This window comes from Stenotrophomonas sp. SAM-B (assembly GCF_013387485.1).
In the GTDB taxonomy this organism is placed as follows: domain Bacteria; phylum Pseudomonadota; class Gammaproteobacteria; order Xanthomonadales; family Xanthomonadaceae; genus Stenotrophomonas; species Stenotrophomonas maltophilia_AA.
Genome location: NZ_JABBXB010000004.1, coordinates 144,349 through 160,695, shown reverse-complemented (window position 1 = coordinate 160,695; position 16,347 = coordinate 144,349). Strand labels below are relative to the sequence as shown.

General features: G+C 67.2%; 18 protein-coding genes and 4 tRNA genes. 13 read left to right on the top strand and 9 right to left on the bottom strand.

Features of this window, described 5'->3' with window-relative positions:
- Positions 1-13 precede the first annotated feature (13 nt).
- From pgi to pcnB, 6 genes are all read right to left on the bottom strand, one after another.
- Positions 14-1,528: a glucose-6-phosphate isomerase gene (pgi, locus tag HH110_RS10800; RefSeq protein ID WP_176989675.1), complete on the bottom strand. Its 1,515-nt coding sequence runs from the start codon at positions 1,526-1,528 to the stop codon at positions 14-16.
- Complete coding sequence (gene panD / locus HH110_RS10795; RefSeq protein WP_019183273.1) at positions 1,525-1,905, bottom strand: aspartate 1-decarboxylase; 381 nt, start codon at positions 1,903-1,905, stop codon at positions 1,525-1,527. Before panD ends, pgi begins: the two co-directional genes overlap by 4 nt.
- A 248-nt stretch (positions 1,906-2,153) precedes the next feature.
- The gene (gene panC, locus HH110_RS10790) at positions 2,154-2,996 is read right to left on the bottom strand and encodes a pantoate--beta-alanine ligase (protein ID WP_176989674.1); all 843 of its coding nucleotides are present in this window, start codon (positions 2,994-2,996) and stop codon (positions 2,154-2,156) included.
- Positions 2,993-3,808 (bottom strand): 3-methyl-2-oxobutanoate hydroxymethyltransferase, encoded by an 816-nt coding sequence (gene panB, locus HH110_RS10785; RefSeq protein ID WP_176989673.1) that lies wholly within the window; start codon positions 3,806-3,808, stop codon positions 2,993-2,995. The genes panC and panB overlap by 4 nt, the downstream gene beginning before the upstream one ends.
- Before the next feature lie 31 nt (positions 3,809-3,839).
- Positions 3,840-4,328 carry a 2-amino-4-hydroxy-6-hydroxymethyldihydropteridine diphosphokinase gene (gene folK, locus HH110_RS10780; RefSeq protein WP_176989672.1) on the bottom strand — a complete coding sequence of 163 codons (489 nt, stop codon included), beginning with the start codon at positions 4,326-4,328 and terminating at the stop codon, positions 3,840-3,842.
- A gap of 3 nt (positions 4,329-4,331) precedes the next feature.
- Positions 4,332-5,699: a polynucleotide adenylyltransferase PcnB gene (gene pcnB, locus HH110_RS10775; RefSeq protein WP_176989902.1), complete on the bottom strand. Its 1,368-nt coding sequence runs from the start codon at positions 5,697-5,699 to the stop codon at positions 4,332-4,334.
- Between the two features lie 50 nt (positions 5,700-5,749).
- On the opposite strand from pcnB, the gene HH110_RS10770 reads away from it, so the two are divergent.
- From HH110_RS10770 to fdxA, 3 genes are all read left to right on the top strand, one after another.
- Positions 5,750-5,824: transfer RNA gene (locus HH110_RS10770), tRNA-Glu, on the top strand.
- A gap of 247 nt (positions 5,825-6,071) precedes the next feature.
- On the top strand, positions 6,072-7,004 hold the full coding sequence (locus HH110_RS10765) for an SMP-30/gluconolactonase/LRE family protein (protein WP_176989671.1): 933 nt from the start codon (positions 6,072-6,074) through the stop codon (positions 7,002-7,004).
- A 105-nt stretch (positions 7,005-7,109) separates the two neighbouring features.
- The gene (fdxA, locus tag HH110_RS10760; protein WP_123728932.1) at positions 7,110-7,433 is read left to right on the top strand and encodes a ferredoxin FdxA; all 324 of its coding nucleotides are present in this window, start codon (positions 7,110-7,112) and stop codon (positions 7,431-7,433) included.
- A 70-nt stretch (positions 7,434-7,503) separates the two neighbouring features.
- On the opposite strand, the gene HH110_RS10755 is transcribed toward fdxA, so the two are convergent.
- Together HH110_RS10755 and dapA are read right to left on the bottom strand one after the other, a co-directional pair.
- Entirely contained in the window at positions 7,504-8,028 is a 525-nt protein-coding gene (locus HH110_RS10755; protein ID WP_176989670.1) for a hypothetical protein, read from the bottom strand.
- A gap of 26 nt (positions 8,029-8,054) precedes the next feature.
- Positions 8,055-8,948, bottom strand: coding sequence for a 4-hydroxy-tetrahydrodipicolinate synthase (gene dapA, locus HH110_RS10750; RefSeq protein WP_176989901.1), 894 nt, complete (start codon positions 8,946-8,948; stop codon positions 8,055-8,057).
- A 164-nt stretch (positions 8,949-9,112) separates the two neighbouring features.
- On the opposite strand from dapA, the gene HH110_RS10745 reads away from it, so the two are divergent.
- The 10 genes from HH110_RS10745 to HH110_RS10700 all read left to right on the top strand — a co-directional run bounded on the left by HH110_RS10745 (position 9,113) and on the right by HH110_RS10700 (position 15,033).
- Positions 9,113-9,673 carry a glycine cleavage system protein R gene (locus HH110_RS10745; protein ID WP_019183297.1) on the top strand — a complete coding sequence of 187 codons (561 nt, stop codon included), beginning with the start codon at positions 9,113-9,115 and terminating at the stop codon, positions 9,671-9,673.
- A 78-nt stretch (positions 9,674-9,751) separates the two neighbouring features.
- A complete protein-coding gene (locus HH110_RS10740; protein WP_176989669.1) occupies positions 9,752-10,231 on the top strand; it encodes a peroxiredoxin in 480 nt (159 codons plus the stop codon).
- An 81-nt stretch (positions 10,232-10,312) separates the two neighbouring features.
- Complete coding sequence (locus tag HH110_RS10735) at positions 10,313-11,710, top strand: PhoH family protein (RefSeq protein ID WP_176989668.1); 1,398 nt, start codon at positions 10,313-10,315, stop codon at positions 11,708-11,710.
- 23 nt (positions 11,711-11,733) lie between these two features.
- Positions 11,734-12,213: a hypothetical protein gene (locus HH110_RS10730; protein ID WP_176989900.1), complete on the top strand. Its 480-nt coding sequence runs from the start codon at positions 11,734-11,736 to the stop codon at positions 12,211-12,213.
- A 30-nt stretch (positions 12,214-12,243) separates the two neighbouring features.
- Positions 12,244-12,894 carry a YoaK family protein gene (locus HH110_RS10725; protein WP_176989667.1) on the top strand — a complete coding sequence of 217 codons (651 nt, stop codon included), beginning with the start codon at positions 12,244-12,246 and terminating at the stop codon, positions 12,892-12,894.
- Positions 12,895-12,958: 64 nt separating this feature from the next.
- Positions 12,959-13,768 carry a bifunctional hydroxymethylpyrimidine kinase/phosphomethylpyrimidine kinase gene (thiD, locus tag HH110_RS10720; RefSeq protein ID WP_176989666.1) on the top strand — a complete coding sequence of 270 codons (810 nt, stop codon included), beginning with the start codon at positions 12,959-12,961 and terminating at the stop codon, positions 13,766-13,768.
- A complete protein-coding gene (locus HH110_RS10715) occupies positions 13,765-14,604 on the top strand; it encodes an alpha/beta fold hydrolase (protein ID WP_176989665.1) in 840 nt (279 codons plus the stop codon). Before thiD ends, HH110_RS10715 begins: the two co-directional genes overlap by 4 nt.
- 62 nt (positions 14,605-14,666) lie before the next feature.
- Positions 14,667-14,743: transfer RNA gene (locus HH110_RS10710), tRNA-Arg, on the top strand.
- 54 nt (positions 14,744-14,797) lie between these two features.
- Positions 14,798-14,874: transfer RNA gene (locus tag HH110_RS10705), tRNA-Arg, on the top strand.
- Between the two features lie 82 nt (positions 14,875-14,956).
- Positions 14,957-15,033, top strand: a tRNA-Arg gene (locus HH110_RS10700).
- Between the two features lie 80 nt (positions 15,034-15,113).
- Here the strand turns inward: HH110_RS10700 and HH110_RS10695 are convergent.
- Entirely contained in the window at positions 15,114-16,259 is a 1,146-nt protein-coding gene (locus HH110_RS10695) for an alpha/beta fold hydrolase (protein ID WP_176989664.1), read from the bottom strand.
- Positions 16,260-16,347 lie beyond the last annotated feature (88 nt).

Below are 16,347 nucleotides of genomic sequence, written 5' to 3'. Positions count from 1 at the left end.
GCAGGCTCCGCGATCAGGCCTTCAGTTCAGCCACAATCGCGCGGGTCACCAGGTCATCGATGACCACGTCCTCGCCCTGCAGGGCAGGCAACAGGCCACTGGCCAACTGCTTGCCCAGCTCCACGCCGAACTGGTCGAAGGCGTTGATGTTCCAGATCAGCGACTGCACGTACACGGCGTGTTCGTACATCGCGATCAGCGCACCCAGCGAGTGCGGGGTCAGCGCGTCGAGCAGGATCAGCGTGCTCGGGCGGCCGCCGGGATACTCGCGATGCGGATCATCGCTGCCCTGGCCGTTGGCCAGCGCTTCGGTCTGCGCCAGCAGGTTGGCCATCAGCGCCTGGTGGTTGACCACATAGGGATCATCGTTGTGCACGCAGCCGATGAAATCGGCCGGGATCACGCTGGTGCCCTGGTGCAGCGCCTGGAAGAAGCTGTGCTGCACATCGGTGCCCGCCCCGCCCCACCACACCGGCACGGTGTCGCTGGCGACCGGGCTGCCATCGAGCTGCACGCGCTTGCCCAGGCTTTCCATCACCAACTGCTGCAGGTAGGCCGGCAGCAGCGCCAGGCGCTGGTCGTAGGTCATCACGGCGTGCGTGGCATGGCCGAGCAGGTTGCGGTTCCAGATGTCGGTCAGCGCATGCAGCACCGGCAGGTTCTGCGCGAGCGGTGCGGTCAGCGCGTGTTCGTCCATCTGCGCCGCGCCCTCGAGCAGCTGCTCGAAGCGCGTGAAGCCGATGGCCAGTGCGATCGGGAAACCGACCGCCGACCACAGCGAATAGCGCCCGCCGACCCAGTCCCACATCGGCAGCACGCGGCCGGCGGCGATCGAGAAGGCCTTGGCCGCACGCTCCGGATTGGCGCTGACCGCATACAGGCGTTCGCTGCCGCCCAGCCAGTCGTGCAGGATCTGCCCGTTGAGCAGGGTTTCCTGGGTGCCGAAGGTCTTGGAGATCAGGATGCCGGCGGTGGTGGCCGGGTCCAGCGTGGCCAGCGTGCGCTGCATCGCCGCGCCGTCCACATTCGACACGAAATGCACGCGGAAGCGTGCGCCGGTGACCGGACGCAGCGCATCGGCCACCAGCCGCGGACCGAGGTCCGAGCCGCCGATGCCGACGCTGACGATATCGGTGATGTTGGTGGCTTCCAGCGCGGCGATCAGCTCGCCCATCTGCTGGCGCACCTGCGCGGCGGTAGCGAAGGCCTCACCGGCCACCGGTGCGCCGCTGGCGTCCCCCCGCAGCGCAGTGTGCAGCGCCGCGCGGCCTTCGGTCACGTTGACCGTTTCACCGCGGAACAGGCGCTGGAAGCCGCCGGCGACATCGCGCTCGGCGGCCAGCTGCAGCAGTGCGTCCAAGGCCGCGCGGTCGTATTTCTGCCGCGCGAAATTGACGTACAACGGACCGACCCGCAGCCCCAGCGATTGTGCGCGGCCCGGTTCGGCGGCGATCAACGAAGGGATGCTCGCGCCACGCAGGCGCTGGGCATGGGAATGAAGCGGGTCGAATCCGTTGTGCTGTGTCATGCGGCCTGTGTCGGGATCGTGTCGTTGGTGTGGGAGATCTGGTTCTTGCCGTCCACATATACCAACTTCGGCTTGAAGCTGTCAGCTTCTTCTTCGCTCATGCTGGCGAAGGCCGCGATGATGATGATGTCGCCCACCTGCACGTGGCGCGCGGCGCCACCGTTGAGCGACACCACGCCGCTGCCGGCTTCGGCGCGGATGGCATAGGTGGAGAAACGCGCACCGTTGGTGACGTCCCAGATGTGCACCTGCTCGAACTCACGGATGCCGGTGGCAGCCAGCAGGTTGTCATCGATGGCGATGGAACCTTCGTAGTTCAGCTCGGAATGCGTGACGGTGGCGCGGTGGATCTTGGTCTTCAGCAGGGACAGGTGCATGGCGACGGGACAACGGTAAAGGAAAGGGAAATTCTAGCACCCGCTGGATAGGCGGCAGGGCGCGCGGCGCCGGTCCCGGGAGGGGGCTGCCCACGGTTCAGCATCGTCACGACCCACACCTGACCCCGGTAGAGCCACCCCATGGGTGGCTGCGCGGGATCGCGGGTCACATCGCCGGGACGATAGGTGACCCGTAGAACAGCCACGCGTGGCGTGGCTCTACCGCCGCCCCGCCCGGAGTTCGCCCCTCAGAACTCCAGGTTGTCGATCAACCGGGTGTTGCCGATCCGCGCGGCGATCAGCGCTACGCGGGTGCCGTCGTTGGCATCGGCCGGCTCGGAGAGGTCCGGCAGGCGCACCACGGCGTAGTCGACCTGGAAGCCCGCCGCCTGCAGCGCGGCGGCCGCCTCGGCCTCGATCAGGCTGCGGCTCTTGCCGGCGATGAAGCCTTCGCGCATGCCCAGCAGCACCTGGTGGATGCTGGTCGAGACCGGGCGCTGTTCGGCGTTGAGGTACTGGTTGCGCGAGCTCATCGCCAGGCCGTCGTCTTCACGCACGATGTCGCCCCCGACGATCTGGATCGGGAAGGCCAGGTCTTCCACCATCTGGCGGATCACCGCCAGCTGCTGGTAATCCTTCTTGCCGAAGGCCGCCACGTCCGGCTGGACCTGGTTGAACAGGCGCGAGACCACGGTGCAGACGCCATCGAAATGGCCCGGGCGGTGCGCGCCCTCGAGCAGGCCGCTGATGCCCGGCACGTTGACGCTGGCCGCCAGCTCGACGCCGAACGGGTACATCGATTCAACGGTGGGCAGCCACAGCACATCGCACCCGGCCTGCTCCAGCCCGGTGGTGTCGGCTTCGGGCGTGCGCGGATAGCGAGTGAAATCCTCGTTCGGGCCGAACTGGGTCGGATTGACGAACACGCTGGAGACCACGCGGTCGGCGTATTGCCGGGCCAGCGTGACCAGCGAATAATGACCTGCATGCAGGTTGCCCATGGTCGGGACCAGCGCGACGCGCAGGCCCTCGCGCTTCCAGCCGTTGACGACGGCGCGCAGACGGGACAGTTCGGTGACGGTTTCGATCATGAGGCGTAGGCGTGTTCTGCGTCGGGGAAGGAGCCGTCGCGCACGGCGTCGGCGTAGGCACGGACCGCACCGGCAACCGACCCGCCTTCGGCAAGGAAATCCTTGACGAACTTGGGACGGCGATGGCCGCTGTCCAGGCCGAGGAAATCATGCAGCACCAGCACCTGGCCATCGCAGTGCGGGCCGGCACCGATGCCGATGGTGGGCACACTGATGTCCGCGGTGACCTGGGCAGCCACCGGCGTCGGCACGCATTCGAGCACGACCAGGCTGGCGCCGGCAGCGACCGCGGCCTTGGCGTCGTCGCGCAGCTGCTGGGCGGCATCGCCACGGCCCTGCACGCGGTAACCGCCCAGGCGCAGCACCGACTGCGGCGTCAGGCCCAGGTGCGAGCAGACCGGAATCTCGCGCTCGACCAGATAACGGATGATGTCCAGCTTGAAGCCGGCACCTTCGATCTTGACCATCTCCGCACCGGCCTGCAGCAGGCGCAGCGAGGCATCCAGCGCGCGCTCGGGCGTCGCGTCGGCGCCGAACGGCAGGTCAGCCACCAGCAGCGCGCGTTGCAGCACGCGGGCCACGGCGCGGGTGTGATAGACCATATCGTCGGTGGTCACCGGCAGGGTCGAATCGTGCCCCTGCACCACCATGCCCAGCGAGTCGCCGATCAGGATCAGGTCCACGCCGTTGGCGTCGAAGCTGCGGGCGAACCCGGCATCGTAGGCGGTCAACATCACCAGCTTCTGCCCCGTGCGCTTGGCCTCCGCCAATGCGGGGACGGTCCAGGGCTTGCTGTCTGCGTGGGTACTCATGAGCTGATAACCGGTGGCGATAAGCCCCGCATTATCCTCCTATTGGAGAGATCCCGCAGGCCTCGACCCGCATCACAGCATCCCGCACGCGGCCGTGCCCGGGAATGGTGGCGTCCGGCGCGATCTCGGCCAGCGGCAGCAGCGCGAACGCACGCGCGTGCAGATACGGATGCGGCACCTGCAGCTGCGGCAGATCGATGACTTCCTCGCCGTACAGCAGCACGTCCAGATCCAGCGCGCGCGGGCCCCAGTGCACGGCCGGATCGCGCACGCGGCCGAAGTGGCGCTCGATCTCCAGCAACGCCTCCAGCAGCGCGGGCGCGGGCAGCGCGGTATCCAGCACGGCGGCGGCATTCACGAACGCCGGCTGGTCTTCGTTGCCCCAAGCCGGCGTGCGGTACAGCTGCGAGCGCGCGCGCAACGAGGTCTGCGGCAGCGCCGCCAGCGCCTGGAACGCATCGCGCAGCGCCTGCGCGGCGTCCCCGAGATTGGCGCCCAATCCGATACAGGCCAGGGTCACGGCTTACTCGCCTGCCACTCCACCGGGACGACGACGGCGGCGGCGACGCTTGCGCGGTGCACCGTCTTCGCCCTCGCCATCGGCCTGGGCGGCATCCAGTGCCGAGTCGAGCTCGGTACCGGACTGCAGCTGGGCCTCGCGCCAGAACGCCACGTCCGCTTCATGCTCGCTGGAGGCGACCTGGCGCAGGACCAGGAAGTCGTAGGCGGCGCGGAAGCGCGGGTGGGTCAACGTACGGATCACGCGCTTGCGCTGGCGCGAGGCGAAGCGGCCCTGCAGCAGCCAGATTTCCTGCATCGGCAGCGAGAAGCGGCGCGGCAGGGCGATCGTGGTCAGCTGGTGCAGGGTCACGCGATCCGCGGCGCGGCGCTGTGCCTCTTCCAGTGCGACGCCCTGCTTCTGCAGGCTGGCCAGGGCGCGGCAGAAGGCCGGCCACAGCAGCAGCGCGAACAGGAACGACGGCGACACCGGCTCATCGTTGGCCACGCGCAGATCGGTGTTGTGCAGGCCTTCGATGACCATCCGGCGCAGCGCACCGCTGCGGTTGCTGCGCAGGGCGGCGGCGCTCTCCGGGAACATGACGTCGAGCAGACCGTAACGCTCCAGGCCTTCGAAGCTGGCCACGCCATGCCCGGACAGGAACAGCTTGAGCACTTCCTCGAACAGGCGCGCCGGGGCGGCCTCGGCCAGCAGGTTGGCCAGGCGCGGCAGCGGCTCGGCGGTCGCCTCTTCGATCTGGAAGCCCAGCTTGGCCGCCAGGCGCACTGCGCGCAGCATGCGTACCGGGTCTTCCTGGTAACGCTGCTCGGGGTCGCCGATCAGCTTCATCAGGCGTGCCTGCACGTCTTCAAAGCCACCGGTGTAATCGCGCACCGAGAAATCCTCGATCGCGTAGTACAGGGCGTTGCAGGTGAAGTCCCGGCGGATCGCGTCGTCTTCGATGCTGCCGTACACGTTGTCGCGCACGAGCATGCCGTTTTCCATCTCACGGTCGCCGCTGCCATCGTCGATGTTGGCGCGGAAGGTGGCGACCTCGATGATCTCGCGGCCGAACACCACGTGCGCCAGGCGGAAGCGGCGGCCGATCAGCCGGCAGTTGCGGAACAACTGCTTGACCTGTTCGGGCGTCGCGTCGGTGGCGACGTCGAAATCCTTGGGGTGGCCGTTCACCAGCAGATCGCGGACGGCGCCGCCGACCAGGTAACCGGCAAACCCGGAATCACGCAGCCGGTACAGGACGCGCAGGGCGTTCGGGCTGATGTCCTTGCGGGAGATGTTGTGCTGATCGCGCGGGATCACGCGCAGGCTGAACGGTGATGTAGCAGAGGAATTGATGTTGGCGCTTCCGGTTGAGTTTTCGGGATTGCCCAATGGCATCTAGGTCCATATACTAGCGCGCTGCGCAGTTCGCGACAAAGCCTGCTCCCTTCGTCTAATGGTTAGGACGTGGCCCTCTCAAGGCTAAAACAGGGGTTCGAGTCCCCTAGGGAGCACCAGTCGCGGTGCAGAAAGCCAAAAACCCCGCCACGGCGGGGTTTTTTGCGTTCCGGGCCCCGGTCTGTCGCGTCTGCCCCGCCCGGCCCGGACCCGGGGAGAACGCGCGCCGGCCACCGCCAGCCCCGAGCCACGGATCTGGTTGGGGAACATTTCGCCCCGCATCACCACATCACCGTGCCCCAGGACATGGGATTGATCGACCGGATGGCAGAATGCAGCAGCTCCTGCTGTCGTGAGACCTGCCCCATGCCCGATTTTATCGCCGCACCCTCCACCGCTGTCGCGGCTGTCCCCCTGCTGGTCGACAGCCGTTGCACCCATGGCGAAGGCGCCCTGTGGTCGGCACGGCGGCAATGCCTGTTCTGGGTGGACATCGGCGAGCGCCGCCTGTGGCAGCACCGTACCGCCGATGGCAGCCACCGGAGCTGGTTGCTGCCCGACCGCCCCGGCTGCCTGGCCGAGGGCGAGGACGGCCGCCTGCTGATCGCGCTGGCCGGTTCGCTGCAGCGCCTGGATCTCGACCGCGATGGCGATGCCCCCGCCCCGCCCCTGGAATGGCTGGCCGATGTGCAGCCCGAGGTCGCGGACACGCGCAGCAATGACGGCCGGACCGACCGCGCCGGCAACCTGGTATTCGGCACCATGAGCGAGGATCCTGCGCGTGCGCCGCTCGGCCGCTTCTACCAGTTCTCGATGCGGCACGGCCTGCGCGAACTGAACCTGCCCGCCGTCGTGATCCCCAACGCGATCTGTTTCAGCCCGGACGGCACCACGATGTACTTCTGCGATTCGGTGCGCCCGGCGCTGTGGTGCTGCGACTACGACGCCGGACGCGCGCACTGCGGCCCACCCCGCCTGTTCGCTGCCCTGCCCGATCCGGGCTGGGAACCCGATGGCGCCATCGTCGATGCCGAAGGCGGCATCTGGAACGCGCAGTGGCGTGCTTCCCGCGTGGTGCGCTATCGACCCGACGGCCAGGTCGACCGGGTCGTACTGCTGCCGGTGCGGAACCCGACCTGCGTCGCACTCGGTGGGCCGTCGCTGCGGCAGTTGATGATCACCAGCTCCCGGCTCGACCACACCGACGCGGAACTGGCGGCCAGCCCCCGCGCGGGCGGCGTGTTTGCGCTGGAAACCGGCATCGCGGGCCTGCCCGAGCAGCCCTTCCGCTGGTCCTGAGCCTTGCGCCGAGGGCATTTCGGGGTTTGAGGCACGATCCGATCCCGCGCCACGGACCAACCTGTTCTAGAATTGTCCGGCTTACTGTCGGATCCAGATCCAGCCATGCCTTTTGTCGTCACCGAAAACTGCATCAAGTGCAAACACACCGATTGCGTGGAAGTGTGCCCCGTGGATTGCTTCCATGAAGGCCCCAACTTCCTGGTGATCGACCCGGATGAGTGCATCGATTGCACCCTGTGCGAACCGGAGTGCCCGGTCAACGCGATCTTCCCCGAAGACGACGTGCCCGCCGGGCAGGAAGCGTTCGTGGCGCTGAACGCCGAACTGGCCCAGGCCTGGCCGGTGCTGACCGTGCGCAAGGACCCGCCCGCCGATGCCGGCGAATGGGACGGCAAGCCGGACAAGCTGAAGCTGCTGGAACGCTGAGCCTCCGGGTTCTGGCGGCAACGAAAAAGGGCGCCGAGGGCGCCCTTTTCGTTTCTCTGAGACTGTCCGGTTACGGAGCCAGCTTCGCCTTCAGCTCACCCAGCAGCTTGGTCGGGGCTGCGGCGGTCGCCGGCAGGCCACGCGGATCCACGGCGGAGACGTAGGCACCGGCATCGACGGCGACCACGCGGACCAGGAAGTCGCTGCCTTCGAAGGCCACGTCGTAGGAACCGAGCAGTTGGGCCTTGCTGGCGATCTTCACGCCTTCAACGGACTCCAGCGCGGTGCCGACCTTGGCGAACACCTCTTCCTTGGTACCCGGCACGGTGAAACCGGCATTGTTGGCGGCCGCCTGGGTCGAGGCCGGGGCCGGACGCGCGGCCTGCGAGGCCAGCGAGGAGCTGGTGGCAGCGGTGGCGGCGGCCTGGCCGGCCGGGACGTTCAGATCCGGCGGCACTTCCAGCGGACGGACTTCCGGGGCCAGAGCGTAGTCGCCCTTGGCGCCGCGCTTGAAGCAACCGGTGGTGCCGATGAGGGTGGCGGTAGCCAGGATCGCGAAGGACAGCACGCGGAAGGCGGAAACGGATTGACGCATGGGAATCTCCTGGGTGACCACTGTCATCAGTGGTTGGATAGTGCTTCCAGCGCACCGATATCGGTGGCCAAGTGTTCGGCAGCGGCGTGATGGGCCGCGGACAAGGGCAGCAGCGGCAGGCGCAGGCCGTCACCAATGCCGATCCGGCGCAGCAGGTCCTTCACCGGGATCGGGTTGGACTCCACGCCGCAGAATTCATGGAAGGGCTCAAGACGGGCGTCCCACGCCTCGGCCGCCTCGCGCTCACCGGCCGCGGCCAGGTCGCACATCCGGCGGTAGGCCCCCGGCAGCGCGTTGGAGCCGACCGAGATCAGGCCATCCACGCCGGACAGGATCGAGCGCGCGGCGGTGCCATCGTCGCCACTGAGAATGACGAAGTCCGGCGAACGCAGGGCCAGCAGCGCATGGACCCGGCCGACATCGCCGACCGCTTCCTTGATGCCCACGATGTTCGGGTGGCTGGCCAGCTCGGCCACGGTTTCGGGCAGCATGTCGCAGCCGGTGCGCCCGGGCACGTTGTACAGGATGACCGGCAGGCCGCCCTGGTCGGCCACCGCGCGGTAATGCGCGATCAGGCCGGCCTGGGTCGGGCGCACGTACGGCGGGGTCACCACCAGCGCGTGGGTGGCGCCGTTGGCGGCCGCCCGGCGGGTCTGCTCGATGGTTTTGGCCGTCCCCGACAGCCCGGTCCCGGCCAGCACCGGAATGCGCCCGGCCACGGTTTTGACCGCACTGCGCAGCAACTGGTCGTATTCGTCGTCGGACAGGGCCGCCGCTTCACCGGTCGAACCGGCCACCACGACACCGTGAACACCACCCTCCAGTTGCAGATGCAGCAGGCGCTGCCAACCGTCGGGATCCAATGCGCCGTTCGCCTGGAAGGGCGTCGCCAGCGCGGTGATGAGACCGGAAAGGGACAAGGACATCGTGCTCGGAAGAAAGGGGGCACCCTGCCTGCGTAAACGCCGGCCAGATGTACGTTGCATGTTACTTGCGGGTCGAAAGCGCGGGCAAGTATGCTGGACTCCGGCGAACGTGCCGTCGTCCGGCCGTTCAGACTCACCTTGCATCACCCGGAACCATCTTGACCGACACCACGCCGCGGCCTGCGCCGACCGAAAACCACCTCCTGATCAACGCCTATACGACGCATCCGGAGTCCCCCCTGCTGCCTGTGACCCGGCGTATCGCCGACAGTGGCTGCAATCTGGTCGATGCCCGCCTGGCCACGGTCGGTCGCGACGTCTCCGTCACCGCCCTGGCCACCGGCTCGTGGGATTCGGTGGCCAAGCTGGAGGCGATGCTGACCCGGCTCGAGCGCGAGGAAGGCCTGAAGCTGGTCTGGTACCGCACCGGTGCCAAGCAGGCGCAGTCCAACCTGCTGCCCTACATCGTGGAAGTGATCGCGGCCGACAAGCCGGGCATCCTCTTCCAGCTGGCCGATTTCTTCGACCGCCAGGGCATCACCATCGAGAACCTGCAGAGCACGCGTTACCGCGCGATGCAGACCGGTGCGGAAATGTTCTCGGCGCAGGTCACCATCGGCGTGCCGGCCAACATGCACATCGCCGCGCTGCGCGATGATTTCCTCGAGTTCTGCGATCACCTGAACCTCGATGCGATCATGGATCCGATGAAGTTCTGATGTTTCGCGCGTTCGTCACGGGCGCGCGGGGTTTCATGCAGCTGTAGTAGACGTACCCCAGGATCCGGAAAGGAACCCATGAACGACGGCGACACCCTGGACAGCACCACCCTCGCACTGCCGCTGGCCTTGTCCGGCGGCGAGACCACCACCCTCGGCGATCTGGCCGGCCAGTGGCTGGTGCTGTACTTCTATCCCAAGGACAGCACCCCGGGCTGCACCACCGAGGGCATCGATTTCAACGCGCTGCTCCCGCAGTTCACGAAGGCAGGCGCCCGCGTCTTCGGCGTCTCCCGCGATTCGGTCAAATCCCACGACAATTTCTGCGCCAAGCAGGGCTTCGCCTTCCCGCTGATCAGCGATGGCGACGAAGCGCTGTGCACCGCGTTCGACGTGATCAAGCTGAAGAACATGTACGGCAAGCAGGTGCGTGGCATCGAACGCAGCACCTTCCTCATTTCGCCGGACAGTCGTATCGTGCAGGTGTGGCGCAAGGTCAAAGTGGCCGGCCACGCAGACACCGTCCTTGAAGCCCTGAAGGCCGCGAAAACCCAGTGATCAACCCGGCACCCCCAATGGCCATCACCCTGCCCCGCAGGTCGTGATGGCTTGTCCCTGTTCTGCCACCAGGAATTGACGATGACCCGAGGCAAGCGCATCTACGTACTGGATACCAACGTGCTCATGCACGATCCGACCGCGCTGTTCAAGTTCGAGGAGCATGATGTCTACCTGCCGATGCAGGTGATCGAAGAGCTGGACAACGGCAAGAAGGGCACCACCGAGGCGAGCCGCAATGCGCGCCAGGTCAGCCGCTTCCTCAATGAGCTGGTGCAGGCCTCGGGCCTGGACAACCTGGCCGATGGCATCCCGCTGCAGCGCCCGAACGGGCTGCAGCTGCGCGGCAAGCAGAGCGTGGGCCTGCTGCGGTTCCAGACCAGCCACTTCGAGGCCGGAAAGAGCTTCGGCGCCGTCATCCCCGACAACGCCATCCTCGGCGCGATCCTGGCGCTGAAAGAGCAGGTGCCGGAAATCCCGGTGGTGTTCGTCTCCAAGGACATCAACCTGCGGATCAAGGCGGCGATCGCCGGCATCGTGTCCGAGGATTACGAGAACGACCGCGCGCTGGACGATTTCAGCCTGCTCTATACCGGTGCCACCGAGCTGCCGGAAGACTTCTGGAAGAAGCACACCGACAACCTGCGAAGCTGGAGCGACAAGGGCCGCACCAGTTACGAGATCATCGCCAGCGAAGACGAGAACTGGCATCCCAACCAGTACGCCTACCTGCCGGGCGACGATGAAGTCGAACTGCGCGTGGCCAAGATGGACGGCGACAAGATCACGCTGTCGCTGGTCAACGATTTCCGCCATGGCAGCCACGCGGTGTGGGGCATCAGCGCGCGCAACCGCGAACAGAACTTCGCGCTCAATGCGCTGATGGACCCGGAGATCGATTTCGTCACCCTGCTCGGCACCGCCGGCACCGGCAAGACCCTGCTCGCGCTGGCCGCCGGCCTGGCCCAGACCATGGACCAGCAGCGTTACCGCGAGATCATCATGACCCGCGCGACGGTCAGCGTCGGCGAGGACATCGGTTTCCTGCCCGGTACCGAGGAAGAGAAGATGACGCCGTGGATGGGCGCGCTGACCGACAACCTGGAAGTGCTCACGCATACCCAGGAAGGCGGCGCATGGGGCCGTGCGGCGACCAACGACCTGATCGCGAGCCGGATCAAGATCCGCTCGCTGAATTTCATGCGCGGCCGTACGTTCCTGTCGCGCTATCTGATCCTGGATGAAGCGCAGAACCTCACCCCCAAGCAGATGAAGACCCTGATCACCCGTGCCGGCCCCGGCACCAAGATCGTCTGCCTGGGCAACGTCGAACAGATCGATACCCCGTACCTGACCGAGACCACCTCGGGCCTGACCTACGCGGTGGACCGCTTCAAGAACTGGCCGCACAGCGCGCACATCACGCTGCGTCGTGGCGAGCGTTCGCGCCTGGCCGATTACGCTTCGGAGGTGTTGTGAGCCGTTCCCTGTCACGTGCCGTCCTGCCGCTGGCGCTTGCCGCGCTGGCGGCGGCCTGCACGCCCGCCAATACGCGGCCGGGCGCCAGCGTCCCGACCGCGATCAAGACCGGCCAGTCCTGGGTGGTGACGCGACCGGTGGTCGCCGCCCAGGTGCTGGACACCTGCTCGCGCGACAGTCCCGGCCGCGAGGCCGGGCGGGTCACCGGTTACTGGGCGCCCAGCCGCAAGGAGGTCGAGCAGTTGGAGGCCGCATTGCCGACGCTGGAGGCGCAGGTGCCAAAGGCCGCCGATTTCGATCGCCAGTACGTCGGCATCGAAATGAGCGGACGCAAGCTGATCTACCTCAATGCCTTCCATCTGCCGGATGACGCTGACATCGATCCGGCCCGCGAAGCGATCCGGGTCTGCGATGGTGGCGCGCAGTTCTGGGGCGCGGTGTTCGATCCGGCCAGCGGCAGCTTCTCGGATGTGCAGTTCAACGGCCCGCCCCCGGGTCGTTGATCGTGCCGTGACCCCCACCGCGCACGCCGGATGAGCATCCGGCTGCCCACCTGGGTCTGGATCGGGGCGATCGCCCTGTCCTGCGTGGCCGGGATGGTCAACGTGGTCGGCTTCCTGGGGTTCGAGCACCAGGCGGTGAGCCACATGACCGGCACCACCAGCCAGCTCGGCATGGCGCTCGCCCAGCGGGACTGGCGGGTGGTCGCGCATCTATGGGGACTGCTGATCGCGTTCTGTGCAGGCGCCACGCTCAGCGGCATGATCATCCAGGACAGCGGCCTGCAGCTGGGCCGCCGTTATGGCGTCGTGCTGGCGCTGGAATCGCTGTTGCTGCTGATCGCGATCCCGCTGTTCAAGCAGCAGCAGATCTGGGGCGCACTGGCGGCGGCGATGGCCTGCGGCCTGCAGAATGCGATGGCGACCACCTTCAGCGGCGCGGTGGTGCGCACCACCCATCTCAGCGGCATGTTCACCGACCTGGGCATCGGCCTGGGCCATCTGCTGCGCGGCCTGCCGCTGCCGGTCCGGCGCCTGACCCTGAGCGGACTGATCATCAGTGGTTTCCTGGCCGGCGGCGTGATCGGCGCCATGTTGTTCCTGCGCTTCGGCTACGACGCCCTGCTCGCCCCGGCACTGCTGACCGGCGGCACCGGGCTGGGGTACGTGCTGTACCGGCAGTGAGCACTGCTGCGGGCGCGCTGAGGGCGCGGCAGCAATGCCGCGGCAAACATTGCACAATCGGGGCATGACACCGTCCAGCCCCGTTTCCGCCCTGACCATCGCCGGCTCCGATTCCGGCGGGGGTGCCGGCATCCAGGCCGACCTGAAGGCCTTCGCCGCCCATCGCGTGCATGGGCTCTCCGCGATTGCCGCGCTGACCGCACAGAACACCCGTGGCGTCATCGCCGTGCACGTGCCGCCGCTGGATTTCCTGCAGGCGCAGATTGATGCCTGTTTCGCCGACTTCGACATCCATGCAGTGAAGCTGGGCATGCTGGCCAACGCCGAGGTGATCAGCCTGGTCGCCGACGCACTTGAAAAGCACCGGCCACCGCACGTCGTGCTGGATCCGGTGATGGTCGCCACCAGCGGCGCCAAGCTGCTGGAGGACAGTGCACTGGCGGCGATGCGTACCCGCCTGATCCCACTGGCCACGCTGCTGACGCCCAACATACCCGAAGCCGAGCTGCTGCTCGGCCGCCGCATCATTACCGCCGAAGATGCAGAGGATGCCGCCGACGCGCTGCTCGAACTGGGTGCCGGTGCGGTACTGCTCAAGGGCGGCCATCTGGACGAAGGCAGCCGCGTGATCGATCGCTACTTCGACGGCGTGACCCGCGAAGAATTCATCCATACGCGGCTGCCCGTGGATGCGCACGGCACCGGCTGCACGCTGGCCTCGGCCATCGCCGCACAGCTGTGCCAAGGGCTGTCCTTGCCGAACGCCTGCGAAGCGGCCATCGATTACGTCGCGCGCGGCCTGCAGAGCGGCTATTACCCCGGCCGCAGCGAGGTGCTGGTGATCGACCACTTCGGTGCGGCACGCCCGGCATGATCGACGCCTCGCCCCTGCCCGTGCAGGCCGCAGACGGCCATCGCTTCGAGCTGCTGGCGCGCGTCCCCGTGCAGCCCCGCGCGCGGCTGCTGTGGTTGCCCGCGCTGGGTGTCGCCGCGCGGCACTACCTGCCCTTCGCCGAGGCGCTGGCAGCACGCGGCATCGCGGTGTACCTGCACGAGTGGCGTGGCAATGGAAGCAGCAGCCTGCGGCCCTCGCGCACGCAGGATTGGGGCTATCGCGAAATCCTCGAACAGGACCTGCCGGCGAGCCTCGCAAATGTGCGAGGGGAATCTGAAACACCGTTGATCATCGGCGGCCACAGTCTCGGCGGCCAGCTCGCCTGCTGCTTCGCGGGGCTGCATCCGCAGCGTTTTGGCCGCGTCTGGCTGGTGGCCAGCGGCACGCCGTACTGGCGTACCTTCCCTGCCCCGCGTGGCTGGACGCTGCCGCTGGTGTATCGCTTCCTGCCCTGGCTGGCCCAGCGCCAGGGGGTCCTGCACGGCAAGAAGCTCGGCTTTGGCGGCACCGAGGCACGCGGGTTGATCCGCGACTGGTCGCGCGTGGGCCTCAACAACCACTACGCGGCCGTCGGCATGGCGGCCGATCTGGAGGCCGGCATGCGCGACCCGCGCGGCCAGGCCACCGCGGTGGTGATGGCGGCCGACTGGCTGGCCCCGACGGGATCGATGCAGGGCCTGCTGGCCAAGATGCCGGGCATGCGTGCGCAGCTCAGCGTGATCAGTGCGCAGATGCTGGGTGCGCGTGCCGATCACTTCGCGTGGATGAAAACGCCGGAAGCCGTGGTGGAGCGCCTTTTTCATTCATTTGAATGAAGACCTTCACAAAAACCGTTGACGAATGCGACGCCGATCCGCATAATTCCGCTCCTGTTGACGCGCCCGTAGCTCAGTTGGATAGAGTACCTGGCTACGAACCAGGCGGTCGGGAGTTCGAATCTCTCCGGGCGCACCATCAACAGGGTATCGATTTCGCCGTCGGTATCAGCAATGAAAATTCGATGTAAATGCGCCCGTAGCTCAGTTGGATAGAGTACCTGGCTACGAACCAGGCGGTCGGGAGTTCGAATCTCTCCGGGCGCACCATTACATCGAACGGCAGGCTCGCCTGCCTTCCCGTCGAACGTGGCGACACGCGCGGCAGGACACACAACCAGACAATGCAAATGCGCCCGTAGCTCAGTTGGATAGAGTACCTGGCTACGAACCAGGCGGTCGGGAGTTCGAATCTCTCCGGGCGCACCATTGCATCGACGAAGACAGCAGCCATCGGTTGCTGTTTTTTTTTGCGTTGGCGCCGGAAAGCGGCCGGCACTACCGGGAGGTCAACCCTGCGGTGCGGGTGCCTGGGCCGCCTGCATCGCCATCAGATCGGCTTCACCCGGCAGCTCCGGTGCCGGGCACGCGCCACCAGCGTGGTCGTCATGCGCCAGCCAGTCGTCCACCACGCCGCCCAGCAGGTCCACCCGCAGCGGGAGGGTGATGTGGTCTTCGCCACGCATTTCGATGTAATGCACGCGCGGGCTGGCGGCGGCCAGGCGGCGGCCCTGCCCGACCGGCACGTGCTCATCGTCCTGGCCGTGCAGCAGCAGCACGCAGGCGCGGCTGTCGGCCAGCGCGCGGGTGACGTCGACACGATCCAGGTCCAGATCCAGGCGCTGGCTGGCGGCGGCGATCACCTGGTCGATATCCTGCCCGCCATAGCGCCAGCGCCCGTAGGCCGCCATGGCCTGCGCCTTCCATGCGGTCGGCTGCAGCGACATCAGGTGCGGGATCATGCTGCGGATCGCATCGCCGGCATTGGCGAAGGACTCCATCGCCACCACGCCGGTGACCTGGTCGCCGAGCTTGTCGGCAGTGAACAGCGCGGTGGCCGCACCGTAGGAAACACCGAACAGGTACAGCGGCCCGACCACCTCGCCGCGCGCCTTCAATGCCGCGATGACATCGACCACGTCATCCGATTCGAACGTGCCGTAGCCGGACGGGCCGGCGCCGGAATGGCCGTGGTTGCGCAGGTCGATGGTGACCACGCGGTAGCCGGACTGCGCCAGCTGCAGCGACCAAGGCAGCATCGCATCACCGTTCATCATCCAGCCGTGCAGCAGCACCACCGTGCCGCGTGGCGCCTGCGGCTGGAACGGATGCGGCAGGTCCAGCGCCATGCCGGTGCGCAGCGGCTCGCCGTTCTCGTGCTGCTGGGCCAGGTATTCGTAGCGCACCCCGTACTGGCCCGGGTCGAAGGCCCGCCAGAAGATCGGCACGCCCGCGCGGCCGGTCACGAGGCCGTGCCGGTTGGGCACGCTGTCCACCGCTTCGGCGATGCGCGCGGTGTCCAGCAGCGTGGACACGCCACCCGGCGCGATCAGCCGATCGCTCAACGAGGTCGAGGCGGCGGTGGAGGTCAGGGAGGAGCAGGCAGCCAGCCACAGGCCAGCCCCGGCCAGCAGCAACAGCAGCAAGCGCTTCATGGGGAGATGTGCGAAAACCAGACGAGTCGGGCAGGTTACCGATCAGGCCGACGGCGCTCTATCGCATCCAGATGACCGTCCGATGACA

Bases quoted from the DNA above. Each gene is read 5' to 3' on its own strand.
- pgi (WP_176989675.1), bottom strand. From the start codon at position 1,528: ATGACACAGCACAACGGATTCGACCCGCTTCATTCCCATGCCCAGCGC.
- panD (WP_019183273.1), bottom strand. From the start codon at position 1,905: ATGCACCTGTCCCTGCTGAAGACCAAGATCCACCGCGCCACCGTCACG.
- panC (WP_176989674.1), bottom strand. From the start codon at position 2,996: ATGATCGAAACCGTCACCGAACTGTCCCGTCTGCGCGCCGTCGTCAAC.
- panB (WP_176989673.1), bottom strand. From the start codon at position 3,808: ATGAGTACCCACGCAGACAGCAAGCCCTGGACCGTCCCCGCATTGGCG.
- HH110_RS10765 (WP_176989671.1), top strand. From the start codon at position 6,072: ATGCCCGATTTTATCGCCGCACCCTCCACCGCTGTCGCGGCTGTCCCC.
- fdxA (WP_123728932.1), top strand. From the start codon at position 7,110: ATGCCTTTTGTCGTCACCGAAAACTGCATCAAGTGCAAACACACCGAT.
- HH110_RS10755 (WP_176989670.1), bottom strand. From the start codon at position 8,028: ATGCGTCAATCCGTTTCCGCCTTCCGCGTGCTGTCCTTCGCGATCCTG.
- HH110_RS10740 (WP_176989669.1), top strand. From the start codon at position 9,752: ATGAACGACGGCGACACCCTGGACAGCACCACCCTCGCACTGCCGCTG.
- HH110_RS10735 (WP_176989668.1), top strand. From the start codon at position 10,313: ATGACCCGAGGCAAGCGCATCTACGTACTGGATACCAACGTGCTCATG.
- HH110_RS10725 (WP_176989667.1), top strand. From the start codon at position 12,244: ATGAGCATCCGGCTGCCCACCTGGGTCTGGATCGGGGCGATCGCCCTG.
- thiD (WP_176989666.1), top strand. From the start codon at position 12,959: ATGACACCGTCCAGCCCCGTTTCCGCCCTGACCATCGCCGGCTCCGAT.
- HH110_RS10715 (WP_176989665.1), top strand. From the start codon at position 13,765: ATGATCGACGCCTCGCCCCTGCCCGTGCAGGCCGCAGACGGCCATCGC.
- HH110_RS10695 (WP_176989664.1), bottom strand. From the start codon at position 16,259: ATGAAGCGCTTGCTGCTGTTGCTGCTGGCCGGGGCTGGCCTGTGGCTG.